The sequence below is a fragment of the Halomonas sp. TH-94 genome, from assembly GCF_057473365.1.
The window spans coordinates 43,356-60,100 of record NZ_JBYCKL010000010.1 but is presented as its reverse complement, the minus strand read 5'-3'; the positions used below and the strand labels follow the sequence as shown (position 1 = coordinate 60,100).

Here is a 16,745-nt window from a genome sequence, read left to right as displayed (position 1 = left end):
ATGGCTGACAGACGTAGACATCTGCCGGCCAGGCCCTGGGTTTTCATTCGGGCGAAATACGCACGCCGACGACACCCGGCCCGATCATGTCGAGCTCTTCGGCGGCGCGGCGCGAGAGGTCGATGACCCTGCCGCGTACGAAGGGGCCGCGGTCGTTGATCCGCACTACCGTTTCTCGACCGTTGTCGAGCCGGGTCACCCGCACCCGGGTACCGAACGGCAGGCTGCGATGGGCAGCGGTGAGCGCGTTGCGATCGTGGCGTTCGCCGCTGGCGGTCTGGCGACCGTGGTACCGGTCGGCATAGAACGACGCCTGGCCCTGCTCGCCGCTCCAGCCCGCCGGGACTGACACGCGCTCGCCCTGCGCCCCACCGCGACCGGCGCAGCCGGTCATCAAGAGCAACACCAGAAGGGCCACTGCACCTCGTAGAATGCGAGACGTCGCCGGGCCGGAAGCGCAAAACTTAGCTGGGATCATCCGATAATCTCGAACAAGAAGACCTGTCAAACCCGGCCGACATTAGCGGCTTGCCCCGGCAGGGGCAAGCCTGTCGCTCAACTGGCCAGTGTACGGCGCAGCCTCGGGCTCAGCAGCTCCCCCATCACCGTGACCAGCGCCAGCACGCCCAGCAGCCACGGCCAGTGCACACCGAATTCCAGCCGCGCAATGCCCAGCGCATCGACGAAGATCACCAGGATGCCCAGTGGGCTGACGTAGCGCACCATGAATAGCCACAGGGCATGCCAGTGCGGCGCCAGCCCCAGCTCCTCACGGAATATTTCGCTCTTCAGCACGAAACCGGCCAATAGCGCCATGCCCAGACCGCCCAGCGGCATCATCCAGCGCGAGGTCAGGTAGTCCAACCAATCGAAGAAGTGGCGACCGGCAAGGGTCCAGTCGGCCCCCAGGTTGAACGACAGCATCGCCAGGGTACTGACCAGCCACAGCACGATGCCGGTACCCCAGGCAGCGGTGCGCCGGCTGATACCCTTATTATCCACCAGCCAGGAGACGGTAGCCTCGACCATCGAGATCGACGAAGTCAGCGCCGCCATGGAGAGCATGACGAAGAACAGGATGCCGAACAGCGTCCCCAGCGGCATGGCCTGGAAAGCCAAGGGCAGGCTCATGAAGATAAGGCCCGGGCCTTCACCGGGATTCAAGCCGTTGGCGAAGATGATGGGGAAGATCGCCAGCCCCGCCATCAGCGCCACCACGGTGTCGGCAATCGCCACGCTGAAGGTGGTGCGCACGATTGACGTGCGTGAAGGCAGGTAGCTGCCGTAGGTGAGAATGGCACCGGAGGCCAGCGACAAGGTGAAGAAGGCATGCCCGAGAGCAGCGAGCATGCCGTCACTGGTCAGGCTGCCGGCATTGAACGAGAACAGGAAACGCCAGGCCTCGCCGAAGCCGCCCGAGAAGACCCCATAGCCGATCAGGATCAGCAGCATGATCACCATGCCCGGCATCATCCAGCTGACGCTCTTCTCGATGCCCGCCTGCACGCCCTTGCCTACGATCAACATGGTCAAGAGGGTGACAAGGGTGCTCCAGAAACCGAGGTTGAAGGGGTTCTCGTTATTGGCGACGAAGATCGCCACCATGTCGTCTACCCCGCTGCCGACCAGCTGGCCCGAGAGCATCTTCCAGAGATAGGAGAACGACCACCCTGCCACGACCACATAGAACGACAGGATCATGAACCCGGCCAGCATCGCCAGCCAGCCCAGCAGCGACCACAGCGGTGAGCGCCCGGACTCCGTCACCACGCGACGTACCGCATCGATGGGGCTGCCCCGGCCGCGCCTCCCGAAGGCGATCTCGGTCATCATCACCGGCACGCCCACGGCCAGGATACAGGCCAGGTAGACCAGTACGAAGGCGCCACCGCCATGCTCGCCGGTGATGTAAGGGAACTTCCAGATGTTGCCCAGGCCAACGGCCGAACCCGTCGCCGCCAGCACGAAGCCCCAGCGGCCCAGCCACTGGGCGCGAGGTTGTTGCGTATCGGTCATCTTGTCACCAGGGGGGAATCGTTATTATCGACAGGAGCAGGAATATGCCCGGCCATATCAGTGCAAAGCAACACAATTTGTTATTGAGAGTTTTTCATACAGTCTTAATGTCTGACATCAAGACAAAAAAACGGCTCCCGCCCTGGGGCGGAAGCCGTTCTAGAGATCAATCGTCCTTGAGCACGCCACGACGGATCTGATCCTCTTCGATCGATTCGAACAGGGCCTTGAAGTTGCCCTCGCCGAAGCCGTCGTTGCCCTTGCGCTGAATGATCTCGAAGAAGATCGGGCCGATGACGGTCTCGGTGAAGATCTGCAGCAGCACGCCCTCGTCGGGACCGCCGTCGATCAACAGGCTCAGCTCGCGCAGATCCTCCACCTTCTCTTCATGGTTGGGCACCCGCGAGTCGATCTTCTCGTAATAGGTGTCCGGCGTGGAGAGGAAGGTGACGCCGTTGGCGCGCAGGGCACGCACGGTGGCGTAGATGTCGTCGGTGGCCATGGCCAGGTGCTGAATACCCTCGCCGTTGTACTCACGCAGGAATTCGGCAATCTGCGACGTATCGTCGGCAGACTCGTTGATCGGGATGTGCATCTTGCCGCAGGGTGCGGTCATGGCGCGGGAGTGAAGGCCGGTCTTCTTGCCCTTGATGTCGAAGTAGCGGTTCTCGCGGAAGTTGGCGATTTCGGTGTAGAAGTCGGCCCAAACGTCCATCTGCCCGCGGTCGACGTTGTGGGTCAGGTGATCGAGCACCTTGAGGCCGACGCTATTGTCGTTGGGCGAACGGCCGGGAATCGCCTCGAAGTCGATGTCATAAATGGTGCGCCCTTCGCTGTCGACCTTGTCGTCGACGAAATAGAGCAGCGAGCCACCGATGCCGCGTACCGCGGGAATGCCCACCTCGCCGGGGGCTACGGGGTTCTCAACCGCTTCGGCGCCGTGGGCCAGGGCATACTCGAAGGCCTGCTTCGCATCGGACACTTTCCAGGCCATGGCGCAGGCGCAGGGGCCGTGAACGCGGGCGAACTCGGCGGCGTGGCTGTTCGGCTCGGCGTTGAGCACGAAATTGACGTTCTCCTGCTGGAACAGGAACACCTGCTTGGAGCGGTGCTTGCGGGTCTCGGTAAAGCCCATGCGGTTGAACAGCGCACGCAGCGCCTCGAGGCCCTCGGCGGTCGGCGCACTGTACTCGACGAACTCGAAACCGTTGGTACCGATGGGATTGTCGCGAGTGATCGGTGAGACGGTCTTGGCGGGTGCGTTCATGTTTCCTCCAGGGGTTGGCCGTGGTCATGAGCCGTTGTTATGAATAGGGAAGCCCCGGCACCCATTGCGTGCCGATGTGTGGTTCAAGCCTAGTGCCCCACTCTCCCAGCCGAAACGCCCTCTTGGTGGCGATGCGACACTGCTGGAAGCCCCATTTACAGCCCACTTGTATAGAAAACGTTACACCCAGCCCAAGACAAAGAATCAGGCCTCCCGGGCGGTGCGAAATCGTGACAGGCCGTAAAGAAACATTTACGCAGGAAGTGTCAGGGCATCATCGCGCCACTGGCCAGCCTCCACGCCACCCACGCCAATATCGCGGCGATGAAGAGGTCGATCGCCCGCCATACCCGCGCGCTTGCCAGTCGTGGCGCCAGCCAACCTGCCGCGGCCGCCAGGCCGAAGAACCAACCGAACGAAGCCATAGCCGCACCGAGGAAGAAGCCCAGCGGACTCGGCTGCACCGCGCCGATGGCACCGAGCAGCACCACCGTTTCCAGATAGACCTGAGGGTTGAGCAGCGTAACGGCGAGCGTGGCCGCCAGTGCCGCCTGCCACGACTGCACCTGACCGCCTCCCGCCGTCAGTGCCTGCCCGGCCATTGCCCGGCGCAGCGCCAGCCACGCCTGCCAGGCGAGGAAGGCCGCCCCTGCCCAGCGTGCCACTTCCATCAACGCCGCCTGTTGAGCGATCAAGATTCCCAACCCCAGCACGCCGACGCCCACCAGCAGCCAGTCGCACAGCGCACAGACACCTGCAACCAGCCAGGCGTGCTGACGCCGCAGGCTCTGCTGCAGCACGAAAGCGTTCTGCGCACCGATGGCAACGATGAGGCCGGCACAGATCAATAGCCCGTTGAGCCATGACATCCACATTGCATCTTTCTCCTGGCAAGACAGTAGGGCCAAGGCTAAGCTCGCAGCATCGATTAGAGAAACAAATAAACAGAATAGGGAATTAGAAAATCTAATGATCGATTACAAGCTGCTCGAAGCCCTGGTGGCGGTGCTCGACCAGGGCGGCTTCGAGCGCGGCGCGCGGCAGCTGGGATTGACCCAATCGGCGGTTTCCCAGCGTATCAAACTGCTCGAAGCGCGCCTCGGACAGCCGGTGCTGGTACGCAGCCCGCGGCTGGAGCCCACCCCTCTGGGGCGCAAGCTGCTCAATCATGCCCAGCAGGTGCGCCTGCTGGAGAGCGACCTGCTGGGCGAGGTGCCGGCCCTTGGCGGCGGCGAACAGCGCCTGCGCCTGGCCATCAACGCCGACAGCCTGGCCACCTGGTGGCCGGAGGCCATCGGCCGCTTCTTCGAAGACTACCGGGTGCTGTTCGACTTGGTGGTGGAAGATCAGGAGGTGGCACTCAAGTGCATGCGTGACGGCGACGTGGCCGGTTGCATCTGCGCTTCACCCACGCCGGTGCAGGGGTCACGCAGCCACCCCCTGGGGAGCATGCGCTATCGTGCGCTGGCCAGTCCCGCCTTCATGGCACGCTACTTTACCGATGGCGTGACACCGCAAGCGCTGCGTCTGGCGCCGGCCATCGTGTTCGGACCGGATGACCGTCTGCAGCACCGCTATCTGGCCCAGCACGGCGTCGAGCCGCCCTTCCCTCACCACCTGTGCCCTTCGTCGGAGGGCTTCATCGGTCTGGCGCTGGCTGGGCTAGGCTACGGCATGGTGCCCGAACGCCAGGCCGAGCGGGAGCTCAGCGAAGGGCGACTGCAGGAAATCGATCCCGGCCCCTACCTCGCCGACGGCCGCCTGGTCGACCTCTCACCGGGCTTCGTCATCGACGTGCCGCTCTACTGGCACCACTGGCGCCAGGGCGGCAAGGTGCTCGATGCCCTCACCGACCACCTGCTGCGACTGGGTGACGCCTGGCTGACGCCACTCTCCAACGTCTAAGCGTTTCGCAGCTTGGTCTCGACGCTCGTCACCTTGTCGGCCATCGACTGCTCGCGGTCGGTGCGCGTTCCCAGCTTGATGGTGGTGGTGATGCGCGGCGCCCCCATCTCGTGCACCACCTCGTGGCAACGCTTGACTGCCGCCATCACCTCATCCCACGGCCCCTCGATATTGGTGCCGTAGGCATGCATACGGTGTTCGAGGCCCGATGCTTCGATCACCCGCTGACAGGCGGCGACCTGCGGTGAAACCGATACGCCTACCCCTAGCGGAATGACGCAGAGATCCATGATCACATGCATGGCGTCCTTCTCCTTGCATTGGGCCGACGACGACTCAGGTCGTTGCCGGCTCGCTGACGTGAATGCCGAACAGGCTGGCTTCACCAGCGCTGCGGCCGAGTGTTTCCGGCGGCGTAATACGGCCGTCGCGCACCATCACGTGCCCGCCCTGCCCCTGAGCGCCGCCGATCACGCTGCCCACCAGGTAGGTGGGGAAGATGTCGGGGTCGTTCTCGTAGTTGGGGTTGTGGATCAGGCCGATCATCTGGAATCGCCCGCGGGTGTTGCGCAACGACTCCAGCGAGTCCTGTATCAAACGACGGTGCGAGAGTTTGGAGAATAGCCCGTCGAGCAGGATCACGCTTTCACGGCTGGTACGCGCCCGGCGACGGTGGTGCCCCGGCAGTTCGCGCAGCTCGCGCTCGATGGCGAATTCGGAAAGCTTGACCAGCCACATCAGCGATACCGCCTCCCGCTGGCCTTCCGACATCTCCTCGTTGAGCGAAAACAGCCGCCCGTGGGGGCGAATGGCGTCGTGCTTGAGGCGGATCGCCACGTCGTGGAACAGGCCACGGTAGATGCGCCGACGGATCTGGCGCAGCAGGTCGTCGTCACGACGCCGTGCTTCCCCGTCGACCATACCGCCATCGCGTTCGGCACGGCGGCGCATGGCGGCCTGATGCTCGTCGATGTCGGCCAGCAGCGTGGCGATCAGGTCGCGCAACTGGTCGGCGCCGATCAGCGAGGCCTTGACCTCGAAGAAAGCCCCCCCTTCGCCGCTGCTCTTGGCCACGCGCTTGAGGATGTCGAGGTTGCCGGCGGCATCCGAGATGATCGAGCTGAGTCGCTCCACCAGGGTGCCTTCGATCTGTTCACGGGAAGCGTGCAGCCGTTCGACCCGTACGCGATGGTCGTCGAGCTGCCCGGCCAGCTGTTCGTACAACGAGGAGAGATCGTCCAGCGCTTCCTGAGTCGAACTGGAATGGCTCAGACCGCTCAATCTGGCACGTTCGGTGTCGCTGAAATGGCGACTATGAGCCGCCTCGGCCAGCGCCTCGGCAAGCTTGCGTTCACCGCTCTCGACCTGGCGGGCCTGACGTTCACGGTTACGCGCCCGCTCGCCCAGATTAAGCTCGCCTAGGGCGTCGACCAGGGTCTGCTGACACGCCTCCAGCGCCTCGATGTCCAGCGCACCGTCACCGGAGCCGGCCATGACACGCCAGCTACCCAGAGCCGCGTTTCGCGCCGCGTGTTCCCCATCGTCGCCTGGCCACTGGCTGGCCTGTTCGAGATCGACCAGCGCCGCCAGGCGACGCGGCCAGCCCTCGGGAAGCTCGCGCAGCACTCGCAGCCACTCCACCGCCAGCTGGTCGATGCAGGCCAACGCCCGGCGCTGATCGGCCAGGCGCGACTCGAGCACGTCGCGCTCTGTCGCGAGCGCCTTGCGCGACTCGCGTAGCTCGCCGAGTTCGCGCTTGACCCGGGCAATGTCGCGTTCGAGTTTCTGACTGCCGCCGCCGGCGTCGCGCACCTCCAGGTAGGCACGGATACGGGTGAAGTCGAAATCCGCTTGCTTCGTGGCGCGGGCCTGGGCCGACTCCAGCTCGGCCTGCACCTCGGCGGCGCTGGCCATGAAGTCGACCCCGCCGTCGGCTTCGAAGCGCGCCAGGGCGCGCAGACGATCGCGCTCGCCGTCGCTGAAGATGCCGCGCAGCTGTGCCTCGGTCTCCGTCACGCTGCGCGCCAGCGCCTCCTTCTGCTCCTCGGCGGCGGCCAGCCGCACGTTTGCATCGCTCAGGTGGCGCTCGAGCTCAGTGAGCCGCGCTTCCAGTGCCTGCAGCCGCTCGACGCCTCCGGCGTCGCTGAACTGCTCGGCGGCGAGCCAGGTCTGCCCATGGGCCTCGAGTTCGCGCCCTGCCCGCTCGCGCTCGGGGGCCAGTTCGGCCAGCGCCGTCTCGGCTTCAAGCTTCGCCTCGGCGGCCTCCTGCTGGGCGAACTGACCGCCCTCCTGCAGGTAGCGCTGATAGTCGTCGATGCAGGTGAGCGCGGCGTCGGTCAATCGTGGGGCCAGCGCGGCCTCGCGCTCGGCTAGCGCCGCCAGCCGTTCGGCCAGTGTCTCCAGGGCCAGTTCCACCTGAGCCTCGTCGGCTTCGCGGGCACGCAGCGCCAGGGCAAAGGTCTCACCGTGGGGATCGAGCCGTTCGCACTCTACGGCCAGCGCCTTCTGCCGCTCAGCGTCTGCGGCAAGGCGCCTTTCGGTGGCCTCGCGCAGCGCTTCGAGATAGCTGGGGTCGAGCGCGGCCTTGACCGCCAGGGTTTCCACCCCGGCCACGGCCCCCAGCGGCGGCTCGCCCCGGGCCAGCAAGCCGGCGAGCGAGTCGGCCTCGAACACCGGTACCGCCAGGCCAGCTTCGATCAGCGCGGCAGCAGCGGCCTCCGCCGCCTCGCGCCCGGCCACCACCGGAGCGAACAGCACGCCGGCGGCCTGCACCAGCCACTCGCGCCGCTGCTCCAGGGGCAATCCTTCACGATTGAGCACCGCATGTAGCGGCTGCCAGGCAATGCCGGCCTCATCCAGGTGCTGATGCGCCTCGGCCTCGACCACGCGCCGCTCCAGCGGGTCGCCGGAGAGGCTCGCCAAGTAGCGTTCGCGGGCGGCAATATCGGCTGCCAGCGCCTCGGCTTCCCGCAACAGCCGCGGGTAGCGGCGCCGGGCGTCGGTCTGCCACTGCTCGGGGGCCAGCTCGCTGCGCTCGGCGAAAGCGAGCCGCGCCCGATGCAAGTCACGCAGATGGCTCTCTTCGTCGAGCAGCCGTTTACGCTCATCGACCAGCTCACGCTCACGTTCACGCAGCCGGGCGCGCAGGTGTACCGGCTCGTCGTCGCCGTGGAGCTCGCCGTAATGACGAGCCGCCTCGGCCAGCGGTGCCAGCCGGGCCAGGGTGCGCTCGGCCTCCTGGCGGCGCTGTTCGGCCTCGCGACAGTTCGACTCCAGCTCGGCCAGGGCCGTCTTGCGCCGCGTCCAGAAGCCGCTCACCTCTTCGTCCGGCCAACCTTCGACGAAGGCGCGCCAGGGAGCCTGTCCGCGGGTCAGCAGACCCTGCTCGCCGGTCAGGCGCTCGCGTTCGCCGTTGAGCCGCTCACGCTCGCCGCGGGCGGCCTCGAAGGCGGTAGTGACGTCATCGCGGCGCCGGGTCAGCTCCTCGAGCGTCTCCGCCAGCTCGGTCTCACGCTCGAGCTTCTCTTCGAGACGCTCGGCCGGTGTGGCATCGAAGCACTCGAGACGGAAGGCAACGTGCCAGGCGGCAACCTGCTTGAGTTCGCCGACGCGGCCCAGGTGCGCGTTGAGCGCCGCACGGGCACGCGTCGCCTCGGCTCTGGCCACCTCGGCGCTGGCCTCGGGAGTTTCCAGCTCGGCCTCGCTGAACAGCCCCTCGGAGAGCGCCTGGGTGTAGAAGCTCTGGTTGTCGACGAAGTCGCGCTGCTGGGATTCCAGCCGTTCGCGCTCCTGCTCCATGGCGTCGCGGCGCGCGTCCAGCTCGGTGAGTTCGCGGGTCAGTTCTTCGAGATAGACGCCATCGCCGATCACCTCTTCGCGGAAGCGGTTGCCATCGGCGGCCTCGAAGGCGTCGGCTCCTTCGTCCAGGGCAGCCAGGGCCCTGTCGCGGGCGCTGTCGTCGTTGAAGGCGTGACTCTCGCTCAGCCACTCGCGGGCAGCCTTGAAACTGACATGCCCCACGTCGCGATTGAGCGGCCAATCCGCCTCGGGCAGGTGAATCAGGCGCCGATGGACGTCGACTCGGGCGCCGCGCTCCGACAGCGCCTGGCGCACGGCCCGCTCGGAGAGGCCGGAAAGCGTGGCCAGCAGCCAGGTGGAAACCCGGGGCCGGGTGGTATCGCCGGCAATCCAGGCGAAGCCCTCCAGCGGGGCGCCGCCGCCCTCTTCGTACCCACCCGCTGCGTCGGCTCGCGGCAGCCCAGGCAGGCCCAGCAGCGCCTGGCCGCCCAGCAGCGCTTCACTGGCCGCCAGCCCTTGGTCGAATTCTTCGAGCCTGGCGCGGGCATCGCGCAGGGTCTCGCCCTGCTCGCGCAGCTCGGCCAGGCGCACCACCTTGTCGCTGGCGCGGCGCTGGTCGCTCTCGGCCTCCTCCAAACGGTGGCGCAACTCGGTGATGTTGGTGCCGGAGTTGAGAATCACCTCCTCGATCAACTCTTCGCTTTCGTCGGTTTCGCCACGAGTGGCACCGGAGAGGATCTCGGGGGCCAGCACCTCGAAGAAGAACGCCTGATCGGCCTTCTCCCCGGCGCGGGGCTTGATGGCGTTGAAGATCTGGCTCTTGTCGGCACCGCCTTCCTTCTGGAAGGCGGCAAGCTGGGCCAGTTCACGACGCGACACATGGGCACCCACCGCTTCGAGCCACTCCTCGCGGTTGTGGGTCAGGCGCACATTGCGCTCGGCCATGGCGGCCTTGACGTCGCGGTTGGCATAGAGCGCCAGCTTGCCGTCGAGGGTCAGGTGATGTACCGGCACGTCCTCGAGGCGACCGCCATAGTGGTAGAAAGAGAGCCCGCTGCCATCGCTGTAGCCGTAGAAGCCGAACACGAAGGTCTCGCCGGCCACCTCCTCACCGGCGGCGGCGAGCATGTCGTCCTGACGTTCGAGACCGCTGCGCGAACGAAACTCCACCCGCAGGTGGCTCCAGCTCCGGCCCTCCCCGCTCACCGCCGAGGGGGAGCACTTGCGCCGCGTGCGCGAGAGCAGCGTGCGATCCCGCGACAGCAGCCCGATCAGCGCCTCCGCAAGCGTGGTCTTGCCGAAACCGTTCTCCATGCTGATCGCGCTGGATTGGCCGCGCAGATCGAGCAGCACATGGCGCATCTTGGCGTCCCAGGGCGAGGTCACGTCACCGTGCTTGTTGAGCAGGTTGGCGACCTCGATGCGATTGATCACGCTCATGCCTGGGTCTCCTCGTGTTCGTCGATTGGCGCTTCGTGCGCCTCGTCCCGATACCGGCTCGCCACGCGGCCCTGAGCCAAGGCCTGCAGATGGCCGAGCTGATGAATGCCGATCTGCTCGCTCTCCAGGGCCCCGAGCAGGGTCTGCTGCCATACCTCGCCGCCGCTCTCTTCGCTTGGCGTGGCAGGGTCAGCCTCACGCAGGCTTTCCAGCAGCCCGGCGCGCACCTGAAGGTCGATGAAGGCACGCACCCGGCGGCTGATGTCCTCGCCGCGCTCCTCCAGCAGCGCTCGGCTGGCCTCCGGCGCATCTTCACCCAAGGCACGCAGCGACTCGAGCTGGTCGCGCATCAGCTCGACCAGCTCGGCGCCGGCGAAGGTGGCCTCCTGATAGCGGCTGACATCGGAAAGCGCGCGGTTGTAGCGGGTGTAGAGCAGCGTATGCATCAACAGCCACAGCTGCAGATACCATTGGGCCAGCTCTGCACGGCTCTCCTGGCGCAGCTTGAGCGCCTCGAAAACGGGTTCACGAGTGTACAGCGGCGGCTGCTCCAGCTCAGGGTCCGGCAGCAGCGCGTAATAGCGCGAGCCAGGCGCGATGCCGGGATAGTCGCCGGCCTCGAAGGCCTTCAACCTCAGGCCCTGGCCGGCCAGGAAGTCGCGAAGCCCTTCGCGTTCGGCCTCGCTGGCGTCGTCGATCAACGCGCATACATCGCGCTCGGAGAGCTGGCCTTCACGGGCGGCGCGGCGCTTGCGACCGCCACCCGGCGTACGTTCGGCGCTGCGATAGCGCAACAGGTAGGCGACCACTTCGCCCATCTCGGTCATGTTCATACGGGCTTGTCCTGATCGATTCGGCGGGTAACGTCATTCAAGGCAGCGGGCGCCTGTAAGGTGTTCGGCGCGGCTTCGGGCGCCTGTAAGGTGTTCGGCGCGGCTTCGGGCGCCTGTAGAGAGAAGAAGCCGAGAGAGGGAGTCACGGCCCCTTCGATACGGCGGCCGTCGTCGAGCTGGAGTTCGAACGGCGTGGCATCGAGACCCACGGCGAGCCCCGGGTCGAGCAGCTCGGTGTCGACGAAGGTGTTGAGCAACTGCGCCAGGCAGTCGCTCCCTTCGAAACGATGCCAGCCCTCGGCCAGCGCCTCGGGCAACGACAGCGGGGAGCGCCGGATGCGCTGGCGAAGCTGCGGGCCGCGCGCCTCGAGGAAGCGCGCCAGCAGCGGGTCCTCGGGAGCGGCATCGCCGGCCTCGTCGAAGACCAGCGCCGAGGCGCTGACTTCGGCACGCCGGTTCTCGAGCAGCGGCACCAGGGGCGCCATGCGCGGGAAGGTGGCCTGCACGTGTAGAGGCATCATCCTGCTTACCACGGCGTCGCGCAGCGCAGCCGCGGGCGGTACCTCGAGCAGCTGGCGCGCCATGTCCTGAAAATCGACCACGCCCATGGCCTGGATGCGTCCCTCGGCGATGTCGCCCAGCACTTCCGAGAGACGCCGCGAGAGGTTTTCAATGGCGTTGAGTACCCGGCCGATGGCGCTCGAAAGCACGCGCAGGTCCCACTCCTCGGCCTGGGTCTCACGCCACGTCTCGAAACGCTCCATCAGCCGCGGCGTGGCGAGCTGGGAGCGGGCATCGAGCAGCGTCTGCTGAATGTTGGTCAGGGCGTTGTGGTAATGACGTTCGTTGTCGAGCAGCGCGGACAGCTTACCCTCGCGAGTGGGGTTCTCGCGTACCCGGCGCAGCTCCTGGGTCAGGGCACGGATCGCCAGCAGGATCTGATTGGTGATGTCGGGAATACGGGCGAAATCTCCCCGGGCCAGCGCTGCCAGCACCTTGGCGGCGTCATACTCGGAATAGAGCAGGTCCTCGACCTGGCTGGCCAGAGTGACCGCCTGACGGCCGCTCGGCGTGAGCCGCACCTGGCCGGTCTGCCCCTGCTTCTCGATCAGCGCCGTACGCTTGGTACTGCGCCGGCTGCGCTCTTCTCCCGCCGCTGCGTCTCTTTCCCCCGGCGAGGCGTGACGCGCGGACGGCGTGGGGGACGACTGGCGAAAGTTGATCTCGCTGGGCGTCGAGAGCAGATTGATGACGAAGCTCAGGTCGTCATGGGGCAGCGTCGGATAGATGTCGCGCAGGTGGTTGAGGCAGCGGCTTTGCGAGACGAAGGCGCTGTTGGTGGCGAAGTCCTCGTCGAGCAGATAGTCGAGCAGCAGGCAGCCGAGGTCGAGCCAGTAGCCGTCGCGCAGGCCGCGACGTTGTTCCTGGCTCACCTGCACAAAGGGCGAGCCCGGTTCGTGGGCGCTGTCATGCAGGTCGATCAGCCGCGTCGTGGCGATCAGCAGCTTGCTCCAGGCGGTCATGGGGCGTCCCAGCAGGCGAAGAATGGAAATGAAGAGGGGGCATTATGCCAAGCTCGGCCCTTCGGGTCATGATGCGACCCACGCTGTGAGAGAATGGACGCTAACGGATGGCCGACAAGGCCGCCCTTTCGTACCGCAAGCGGCCATGAAACAACAGCGCAGGGAGTGCCCAAGTGATCGAGCAGACGTTGAAGCGGGTCTTCGGCTATGACGACTTCCGCCCCGGACAGCGCCAAGTCGTCGAGGCCATCACCGCAGGCCGCTCGGCGGCGGCGATCTTCCCCACCGGCTCGGGCAAGTCGCTGTGCTACCAGCTGCCTGCGCTGCACCTGCCCCAGCTGACCCTGGTGATCTCACCACTGCTGGCGCTGATGCAGGACCAGCTCGCCTTTCTGGCACGCCATGGTATCGCCGCTGCCAGCATCGACTCGGGCCAGAGCCGTGAAGAAGCGGCCGCGGTGATGGAGGGTGTCAAGCGCGGCGAGATCCGCATCCTGATGATCTCGGTGGAGCGGCTCAAGAACGAGCGCTTTCGCGCCTTCATCAGGCGCGTGCCGATCTCGCTGCTGGTGGTCGACGAGGCCCACTGTATCTCGGAGTGGGGTCACAACTTCCGCCCCGACTACCTCAAGCTGCCGCAATATCGCCATGAATTCGGCATTGCACAGGTGCTGCTGCTGACTGCCACGGCCACGCCGCGCGTGATCGCCGACATGCGCGAGCGCTTCGACATCGCCGAGGACGACGTCACCGCCACCGGCTTCTACCGCCCCAACCTCAACCTGGACGTAGCGCCGGTGCCGGCCGAGGCCCGTGCCCGCGGGCTGGTCGAGTGGCTGCGTCCCAAGCTCGGCGCCGAGCCGCCCGAGCCCACCATCGTCTACGTCACCCTGCAGCAGACCGCCGAGCGCCTCGCCGCCTATCTCAGCAAGGCGGGCATGGTCGCCATCGCCTACCACGCAGGGCTCGACGGCGAGACCCGCGAGCGCATCCAGCGTGACTTCATGGCCGGCCAGACGCCATGCATCGTCGCCACCATCGCCTTCGGCATGGGCATCGACAAGGCCGACATCCGCAACGTGGTCCACTTCGACCTGCCCAAGTCGGTGGAGAACTACAGCCAGGAGATCGGCCGTGCCGGGCGCGACGGCAAGCCCGCCGACTGCCTGATGCTGGCCGGGCGCGATCACGTCAACGTACTGGAGAACTTCGTTTACGGCGACACGCCGGAGCCCCACGGCATTCGCCTGGTGATCGACGAACTGCTCGAGGCGAACCGGGGCGGCCCCGGCCAGTGGGAACTGGTGCTCAACTCCCTCTCCCAGCACAGCAATATCCGCCCGCTGCCGCTCAAGACCCTACTGGTACAACTCGAGCTGCGCGGCATCATCGCACCGCGCTACAGCTACTTCGCCGAGTACCGCTTTCGCCTGCACGACGAACCCGAGGCGTTGGTGGCCCGCTTCGAAGGCGAACGCGGCGCCTTCGTCCAGGCGATCCTCGATGCCTCCCAGCGCGCCCGTACCTGGTTCAGCCTGGACTTCGCGGCGCTAGAGCGCCTGGGGGGCGAACGCGGCCTGAACGTCGAGCGAGCACGCGTCATCACCGCACTGGACTACTTCGTCGGCCAGGGCTGGATGGTGCTCGAAAGCAAGCAGATGACAGAGGTGTACGACGTGCTGCGCGCCGACCTCGATCCCGTTGCGCTAACCGACGAACTGTACGCCTACTTCGGCGACAAGGAGCGAGCCGAGATCGAGCGGCTGCATGCCATGCTGGCGCTGTTCGAGAGCGCAGGCTGCCTGAGCCGTCGGCTGGCCGAGTGGTTCGGCGACGAGCGCGCTCCCGAACGCTGCGGCCACTGCTCGGCCTGCCGCGGCGCCATTGCCCGCCTGCCCGACCCCGAACCGCTCGACGCTCTTTCGAGCGAGACCGTCGAACGGCTAGCTGGCGAACTGATGCAACAGCTGGTTAGCGGTGGCGAGACCGCTCCCGTCACTCCCGATTTGCTGGCGCGATTCCTCTGCGGCCTGACCAGCCCCCTGCTCACCCGCCTCAAGGCACGCCGGCTGGCCGGCTTCGGGGCTCTCGAGGCCTATCGCTACGCCGAGGTGCGCGACCTAGCCGCTCACCTCCTGCGTGAACGATCAAGCGCTTAACCGTCGCTGGACCCGATCCCGTAGCTACGCAGCTTGTTGGCAACGGTGGTATGCGATACGCCGAGCCGCTTGGCCAGCTGGCGGCTGGAGGGGTGCTTGGGGTAGAGCGAGGCCAGTATTCGCCGCTCCACGTCGCTCATGATGTCGGCCAGCGAGCCGTCCAGGTCGATGCCTGAAAGCCCCGACGCCTCGCCCACGTCCGGCAGGCGCAAGTGCCCAGGCTCGATGGCATCGCCTTCACACAGCGACACCGCCTGAAACAGCACGTTCTCGAGTTGGCGTACATTGCCGGGCCAGTGGTAGGTAGAGAGCCTGGCCAGCGCCGCCGGCGACAGCGCCGGCATGCGGCAGCCGATCTGACGAGCTGCGCGATCGATGAAATGCAGAGCCATCGCCTCGATGCCATCGAGACAGTCGCGTAGCGGCGGCACCGTCAGCGACAGCACGTTAAGCCGGTGATACAGGTCCTGGCGAAACAGTCCCTCGGCGCACAGCTTGGGCAGATCCTGCTGAGTCGCACAGATCACCCGCACGTCGAGATAGGTTTCCTCGTCGCTGCCCACTCGACGAAAACCGCCATCCTGCAGAAAGCGCAGCAGCTTGACCTGCAGGCGCGGGCTCATTTCGCCCACCTCGTCGAGAAAGATGGTGCCACCCGCCGTCAGCTCCAGCAGGCCCAGCTTGCCCTCGGGGCGCGCGCCTTCGACGGCGCCCGGCGCGTAGCCGAACAGCTCCGTCTCGGCCATCGATTCCGGCAGCCCGGCGCAGTTGAGTGCCATGAACGGCGACTGGCCCCGAGCGCTGGCCAGGTGACAGGCCCGGGCAAGCAACTCCTTGCCGGTCCCGGTTTCGCCGTGAATCAGCAGCGGAGCATCCAGCGGCGCCATTCGCCGCGCCTCGCGAATCAGCGCGGCAAGCCTGGGGCTCGCCTGAAACAGCGCATCGAAGCCGCGCAGTTCCTGACGCTGTACCTGGTAGATTCGCTCGCCGATACGATCGGCACTGTGCAGAGTCACCACGGCGCCGGCCAGGGAGCCCACGTCGTCATGATGCTCGCGATGCAGGGGTGCGATGTCGGCCAGGAAGGTGGCATCGCGCAGCTTGATGCGCAGACCGTTGACCCGGGCATTGTTGCGTCGAATCAGTGCCGGGAGATCGAGGTCGGGCAAATAGCGGTCTAGCGAAAGCCCGGGCACCTCGTCGATACGCACCCCGAGAAGCTGACCCGCGGCCCGGTTGGCAGCCACGATATGGCCTTCCATGTCGATCGACATGACCGGATCGGAAAGTGAGGACAGCAGCGCATCGAGTTCGAGATGACGGCGCTCGCTGGGCATCAGACTGACTCGACGCACGCCGAATACGCCCGGCACCGCCTCCAGTACCGGCTTCAGCGTGGCCAACTGCGCATTGAGCAGGTTGGGAATATGCAGATAGATGGCGTTACCGTGCTCGCCCCCTACTTCACCGCGAGCCACGTTAAGCCCGTAATCGACGAAGTGGGAAACGATATCGCGCAGGATGCCGATTCGATTTTGGCAGTGAAACCTCAGGCGCATGAAAAATGGGGCCTCTGGCGGAAAAAGAGCGTCAAGTGGGCGTGACTCTGTTGTAAAGATAACGTGACACCCAAGCCGGAACAAACCTCAACCCCACAGGAGTTCCGCCTCTGCGACGCCCTTTCGACAACAATCGTCATGAATTCTTTACACCCGAGGCTGTATCCCACCCCCAGGCCCGCCTCGAGCCTGGCGTGTTTCACGGCTCAGCGCCTCTACACTCGAGTCAAAGGTTCGCCACACAA

Annotated in this window: 11 protein-coding genes; 2 read left to right on the top strand and 9 right to left on the bottom strand. The window is 66.0% G+C overall.

Annotated features, from left to right (window positions below; all coding sequences use genetic code 11):
- Positions 1 to 43 precede the first annotated feature (43 nt).
- The 4 genes from AC2VNO_RS01625 to AC2VNO_RS01610 all read right to left on the bottom strand — a co-directional run bounded on the left by AC2VNO_RS01625 (position 44) and on the right by AC2VNO_RS01610 (position 4,158).
- Entirely contained in the window at positions 44 to 418 is a 375-nt protein-coding gene (locus tag AC2VNO_RS01625; RefSeq protein ID WP_486932509.1) for a septal ring lytic transglycosylase RlpA family protein, read from the bottom strand.
- A 137-nt stretch (positions 419 to 555) separates the two neighbouring features.
- Positions 556 to 2,016: a sodium-dependent transporter gene (locus tag AC2VNO_RS01620; protein ID WP_486932508.1), complete on the bottom strand. Its 1,461-nt coding sequence runs from the start codon at positions 2,014 to 2,016 to the stop codon at positions 556 to 558.
- Between the two features lie 166 nt (positions 2,017 to 2,182).
- Positions 2,183 to 3,283, bottom strand: a complete 1,101-nt coding sequence (gene hppD, locus AC2VNO_RS01615; protein ID WP_486932507.1) for a 4-hydroxyphenylpyruvate dioxygenase — start codon at positions 3,281 to 3,283, stop codon at positions 2,183 to 2,185.
- 266 nt (positions 3,284 to 3,549) lie between these two features.
- Positions 3,550 to 4,158, bottom strand: coding sequence for a LysE/ArgO family amino acid transporter (locus AC2VNO_RS01610; RefSeq protein ID WP_486932506.1), 609 nt, complete (start codon positions 4,156 to 4,158; stop codon positions 3,550 to 3,552).
- 94 nt (positions 4,159 to 4,252) lie between these two features.
- Between AC2VNO_RS01610 and AC2VNO_RS01605 the strand changes: the two genes are divergently transcribed.
- The gene (locus AC2VNO_RS01605) at positions 4,253 to 5,188 is read left to right on the top strand and encodes a LysR family transcriptional regulator ArgP (protein WP_486932505.1); all 936 of its coding nucleotides are present in this window, start codon (positions 4,253 to 4,255) and stop codon (positions 5,186 to 5,188) included.
- On the opposite strand, the gene AC2VNO_RS01600 is transcribed toward AC2VNO_RS01605, so the two are convergent.
- Genes AC2VNO_RS01600 through AC2VNO_RS01585 form a run of 4 tightly spaced genes read right to left on the bottom strand, consistent with a single transcriptional unit; the run spans position 5,185 to position 12,782 of the window.
- Entirely contained in the window at positions 5,185 to 5,490 is a 306-nt protein-coding gene (locus tag AC2VNO_RS01600) for an MTH1187 family thiamine-binding protein (RefSeq protein ID WP_486932504.1), read from the bottom strand. The two genes, AC2VNO_RS01605 and AC2VNO_RS01600, sit on opposite strands and share 4 nt — an antisense overlap.
- Before the next feature lie 34 nt (positions 5,491 to 5,524).
- Positions 5,525 to 10,426, bottom strand: coding sequence for a coiled-coil domain-containing protein (locus AC2VNO_RS01595; protein ID WP_486932503.1), 4,902 nt, complete (start codon positions 10,424 to 10,426; stop codon positions 5,525 to 5,527).
- On the bottom strand, positions 10,423 to 11,259 hold the full coding sequence (locus AC2VNO_RS01590) for a hypothetical protein (RefSeq protein ID WP_228579067.1): 837 nt from the start codon (positions 11,257 to 11,259) through the stop codon (positions 10,423 to 10,425). The genes AC2VNO_RS01595 and AC2VNO_RS01590 overlap by 4 nt, the downstream gene beginning before the upstream one ends.
- Entirely contained in the window at positions 11,256 to 12,782 is a 1,527-nt protein-coding gene (locus AC2VNO_RS01585; RefSeq protein WP_486932502.1) for a hypothetical protein, read from the bottom strand. Before AC2VNO_RS01585 ends, AC2VNO_RS01590 begins: the two co-directional genes overlap by 4 nt.
- A gap of 173 nt (positions 12,783 to 12,955) precedes the next feature.
- Between AC2VNO_RS01585 and AC2VNO_RS01580 the strand changes: the two genes are divergently transcribed.
- Complete coding sequence (locus AC2VNO_RS01580; RefSeq protein WP_486932501.1) at positions 12,956 to 14,941, top strand: RecQ family ATP-dependent DNA helicase; 1,986 nt, start codon at positions 12,956 to 12,958, stop codon at positions 14,939 to 14,941.
- Here AC2VNO_RS01580 and AC2VNO_RS01575 read toward each other — a convergent pair.
- On the bottom strand, positions 14,938 to 16,500 hold the full coding sequence (locus AC2VNO_RS01575) for a sigma-54-dependent transcriptional regulator (RefSeq protein ID WP_486932500.1): 1,563 nt from the start codon (positions 16,498 to 16,500) through the stop codon (positions 14,938 to 14,940). The genes AC2VNO_RS01580 and AC2VNO_RS01575 overlap by 4 nt on opposite strands.
- Between the last annotated feature and the right edge of the window lie 245 nt (positions 16,501 to 16,745).